Annotated in this window: 6 protein-coding genes; 2 read left to right on the forward strand and 4 right to left on the reverse strand. The window is 69.0% G+C overall.

The genetic code is table 11. The features are described 5' to 3' along the window. The coding region (locus VF649_RS12830) for a heme exporter protein CcmB (protein WP_331012349.1) at nucleotides 1–511 on the reverse strand (511 nt) is incomplete at its 3' end. Nucleotides 512–518: 7 nt separating this feature from the next. Continuing rightward, nucleotides 519–1,097, reverse strand: a complete 579-nt coding sequence (gene ccmA, locus VF649_RS12835; RefSeq protein WP_331012350.1) for a heme ABC exporter ATP-binding protein CcmA — start codon at nucleotides 1,095–1,097, stop codon at nucleotides 519–521. Nucleotides 1,098–1,162: 65 nt separating this feature from the next. Between ccmA and VF649_RS12840 the strand changes: the two genes are divergently transcribed. Together VF649_RS12840 and hemA are read left to right on the forward strand one after the other, a co-directional pair. Further along, nucleotides 1,163–1,483 carry a 4a-hydroxytetrahydrobiopterin dehydratase gene (locus VF649_RS12840; protein WP_331012351.1) on the forward strand — a complete coding sequence of 107 codons (321 nt, stop codon included), beginning with the start codon at nucleotides 1,163–1,165 and terminating at the stop codon, nucleotides 1,481–1,483. An 83-nt stretch (nucleotides 1,484–1,566) separates the two neighbouring features. Then, nucleotides 1,567–2,811 (forward strand): 5-aminolevulinate synthase, encoded by a 1,245-nt coding sequence (gene hemA / locus VF649_RS12845; RefSeq protein ID WP_331012352.1) that lies wholly within the window; start codon nucleotides 1,567–1,569, stop codon nucleotides 2,809–2,811. Here hemA and VF649_RS12850 read toward each other — a convergent pair. Together VF649_RS12850 and VF649_RS12855 are read right to left on the reverse strand one after the other, a co-directional pair. Further along, nucleotides 2,808–3,257, reverse strand: coding sequence for a DUF3429 domain-containing protein (locus VF649_RS12850; RefSeq protein WP_331012353.1), 450 nt, complete (start codon nucleotides 3,255–3,257; stop codon nucleotides 2,808–2,810). The genes hemA and VF649_RS12850 overlap by 4 nt on opposite strands. A gap of 72 nt (nucleotides 3,258–3,329) precedes the next feature. Continuing rightward, nucleotides 3,330–3,617 (reverse strand): DbpA RNA binding domain-containing protein (locus VF649_RS12855; RefSeq protein ID WP_331012354.1); only part of this gene is annotated, 288 nt, incomplete at its 5' end.

Genomic DNA, 3,617 nt, shown 5'->3' on the forward strand with positions numbered 1-3,617 from the left:
TCAGCAGCGGCACCGCAAGCGGCAGCATCACCAGCCCGGCCACCGCGCCGCCGCCGCGCAAGCCAGCGACCAGCGCCCCGGTGACCACGGCCAGCGCCGCCAGCCCCGGCGTGCCGAACGCCAGCCCCGCCTCCACCAGCAGCAGCGTCTGCGCCGGCAGGTCGAGCAGCGCGGCGGCGATGACCGCGGCCAGCATCAGCGGCGGCGCGAATGCCAGCCAGTGTCCGGCGATCTTGGCGGCGGCGACCGTGGCCATCGACGCGCCGCGCACCGCCATCTGATCGAGCACGCCCGCGTCCTGGTCCGGCCCTACCAGTCGTTCCACCGGCAACAGTGCGGCGAGCAGCGCGGCGGCCCAGATCACGCCGCCGCCGACGCGGGCCAACAGCCGGGCGTCCGGGCCGATCCCGAACGGAAACAGCGTGGCGACCAGCAGGAAGAAGACGACGACAAATGTCGCGCCGCCGCCGGCATAGCCGCGCCGCACCTCACGCAGGATGATGGCGATCATGGCGCGATCACAGCGCGATCACTTGCGCGCCCGGCAGCGCGATGGGCGAGTGGCTGGCGATCAGGACGACCCCGCCCGCCGCCCGGTGCGCGGCGATCAGGCCCCCGAGGCGATCGACCGCGGCATGATCCAGGCCGTTGGCCGGCTCGTCGAGCAGCCAGATCGGCGCGCCACTGGCCAGCACGTGCGCAAAACCGATCCGGCGGCGCTGCCCGGTCGACAACAGCCGCACCGGCACCGCCGCCATGTCGGCCAGTGCGAGCGCGGCCAGCGCGCCGGCCACGCGTCCGCGCGGATCGGGCCGTGCGTCCAGCGTCGCCCAAAGGTGCAGCGCCTCGGCAACCGTCCGATCGGTATCCAGCGCCGCGTTTTCCGTCAGCAGCGCGCGTTGGCCCGTGGCGGTCACTGCGCCGTCGGCGGGCGCCAGCAGGCCCGCGGCGATCCGCACCAACGTCGATTTGCCGACGCCATTGGGGCCGGTGACCAGCGCCGCGTCGCCCGCCGCCAGCGCCAAGCTCAGCCCGCCGAACAGCCGCCGCCCGCCCCGCGCGCCCGCGACACCGGTAAACGCCAGCGCGGCGTTCATGCCCCTTTGATCGCTTGCCCGCCCATCCGACAGGTCATAGTCTCACGCTCGGAAGGACGACAAGCATGATCGACGCTCCCCCGGCCGATGCGCCGATCGAACCCTTGAGCGAAAGCGAACGGGCCGACGCGCTCGATGGCTTGCCGGACTGGGATTATGACGACGGGCGCGACGCGATCACCCGCACGTTGGTGTTCGCCGATTTCCCCGAAGCCTTCGGGTTCATGGCACGGGTCGCGATCCTGGCTGAAAAGGCGGATCACCATCCCGAATGGACGAACGTGTGGAACCGCGTCGAAATCCTGCTGACCACGCACGATGCCGGCGGGTTGTCGCCGCGCGACATCGAACTGGCGTCCGCGATCGATGCGATCGTCGGCGACTGATCGACGATCCTGCGGCGCCGCTGCGAAAACGGGCCGCGCAAATCGCTGGAATCTTCACGAACCCACGCTTACAGGCGATTTCCATGACCATCGAAGGCATCACGCCTGCGCGAGTCGATTATTCGCGCGTTTTCACCCAGGCGATCGACCGGCTCCATGCCGAAGGGCGATACCGCGTGTTCATCGACATCCTGCGCAACAAGGGAGCCTTTCCCAACGCGCGCTGCTTCGCCGGGCATAACGGGCCAAAGCCGATCACGGTGTGGTGTTCGAACGATTATCTGGCGATGGGCCAGCACCCGGCGGTGATCGCCGCGATGGAAGAGGCGCTGCACGACGTCGGCGCAGGGTCCGGCGGCACGCGCAACATCGGCGGCAACACGCATTATCACGTCGATCTGGAACACGAACTGGCCGATCTGCACGGAAAGCAGGCGGCGTTGCTGTTCACCAGCGGCTATGTCTCCAACGACGCCACGCTGGCGACGCTGGCGAAGGTGCTGCCGGGCTGCGTCGTGTTCTCGGACGAGATGAACCACGCGTCCATGATCGCGGGCATCCGCAATTCGGGCTGCGAAAAGCGTATCTTCCGCCACAACGACGTCGCGCATCTGGAAGAATTGCTGGCCGCCGAAGACCCGGCCACGCCCAAGCTGATCGCGTTCGAGAGCGTGTATTCGATGGAAGGCGACGTCGCGCCGGTCGAGGCGTTCTGCGACCTGGCCGATCGCTACAACGCGCTGACCTATCTGGACGAAGTGCATGCGGTGGGCATGTACGGCGCCCGCGGCGGAGGGATTTCGGAGCGCGACGGTGTGGCCGACCGGATCACCATCATCGAAGGAACGCTGGGCAAGGCGTTCGGCGTGATGGGCGGGTATATCGCGGCCGATCGCACGATCGTCGACGTCATCCGCAGCTATGCGCCGGGGTTCATCTTCACGACGTCGCTGTCGCCAGTGCTGGTCGCCGGCGTCCTGGCCAGCGTGCGCCACCTGAAGGCATCCAGCGTTGAGCGCGACGGGCAACAAGCGGCCGCCGCGATGCTCAAGACGATGTTGGCCGACGCCGGGCTGCCGGTGATGCCGGGCGACACCCATATCGTGCCCCTGATGGTCGGCGATCCGGTGAAAGCCAAGAAGATCAGCGACATCCTGCTCGCGGAATACGGCGTATACGTGCAGCCGATCAACTACCCCACGGTGCCGCGCGGCACCGAACGCCTGCGCTTCACCCCTGGTCCCGCACATACCGAGCCGATGATGCGCGAACTGACCGGCGCGCTGGTCGAAATCTGGGGCCGGCTGGAACTACGCCGCGCGGCTTAACGGGCGACCAGCATACCCGCAGCGATCGTCAGCATCCCCAGCCCCAGCGACAAGGGTATGCGCAGCGCCATCCAGCCGGCCGGCGCTTCGCCGGTTCGGACAAGCTGGCGATCGACGACCAGGGTAGCCAGAATCGACAGGCCCATCGCGACCGCAGGCCATGTAGCCAGGCCGGCGGGCCAGCTCGATGGCGCCACGGTGACCAGCCCCATGCCCAGAAGCGATGGCACTACGGCCATTGCGGCCAATCGCCCCTGATGCACGCTGCGCCGCATCGCCAGCATCCACCACATGCCGCCGATAAAGCTCAGGATGCTGGCGCCATAGCCGAGCGCCAGCATATAGCCGGAGAATACCGGTATCCACGCCAGATCGGTCGGATCGCGCCGCCCCAAAAGGATGAGCTGCACCGCGGCGATCTGCGGCAGCAGCCCGGCGAAGCCCAATACCCGCGCCGCGCCGCCCCACGGTCCCGCGCTGTTCCGGCAGAGGAGACGACGGCGCGTCCACCATGCCGATCAGGCCGGCGAGCGCCGCGGCGTGCGGCTGCGTTGCGGCGCTCGCGGCGGACCACCGCGATGCGCCGATCCGCCACCGGCACCACCGCCACCGCCCGGGATGATCGTGATGCCGCTGTCGTCGCCGGCCGCAGTGCGCGCGACCGACTCGGCGAAGCGCCGCGCGCTGCCCGCAGCGACTTCGAACTGGGTTTCGCTATTGTCGATGCGGATCGCGCCGATTTCGGTGCGCGCAACGCCACCGCGGCGGCAGATCAGCGGCAGCAGCCAGCGCGGATCCGCGTTCTG

Origin of the sequence: Sphingomonas sp. (assembly GCF_036387535.1) — a bacterium.
Classification (GTDB): Bacteria; Pseudomonadota; Alphaproteobacteria; order Sphingomonadales; family Sphingomonadaceae; genus Sphingomonas_R.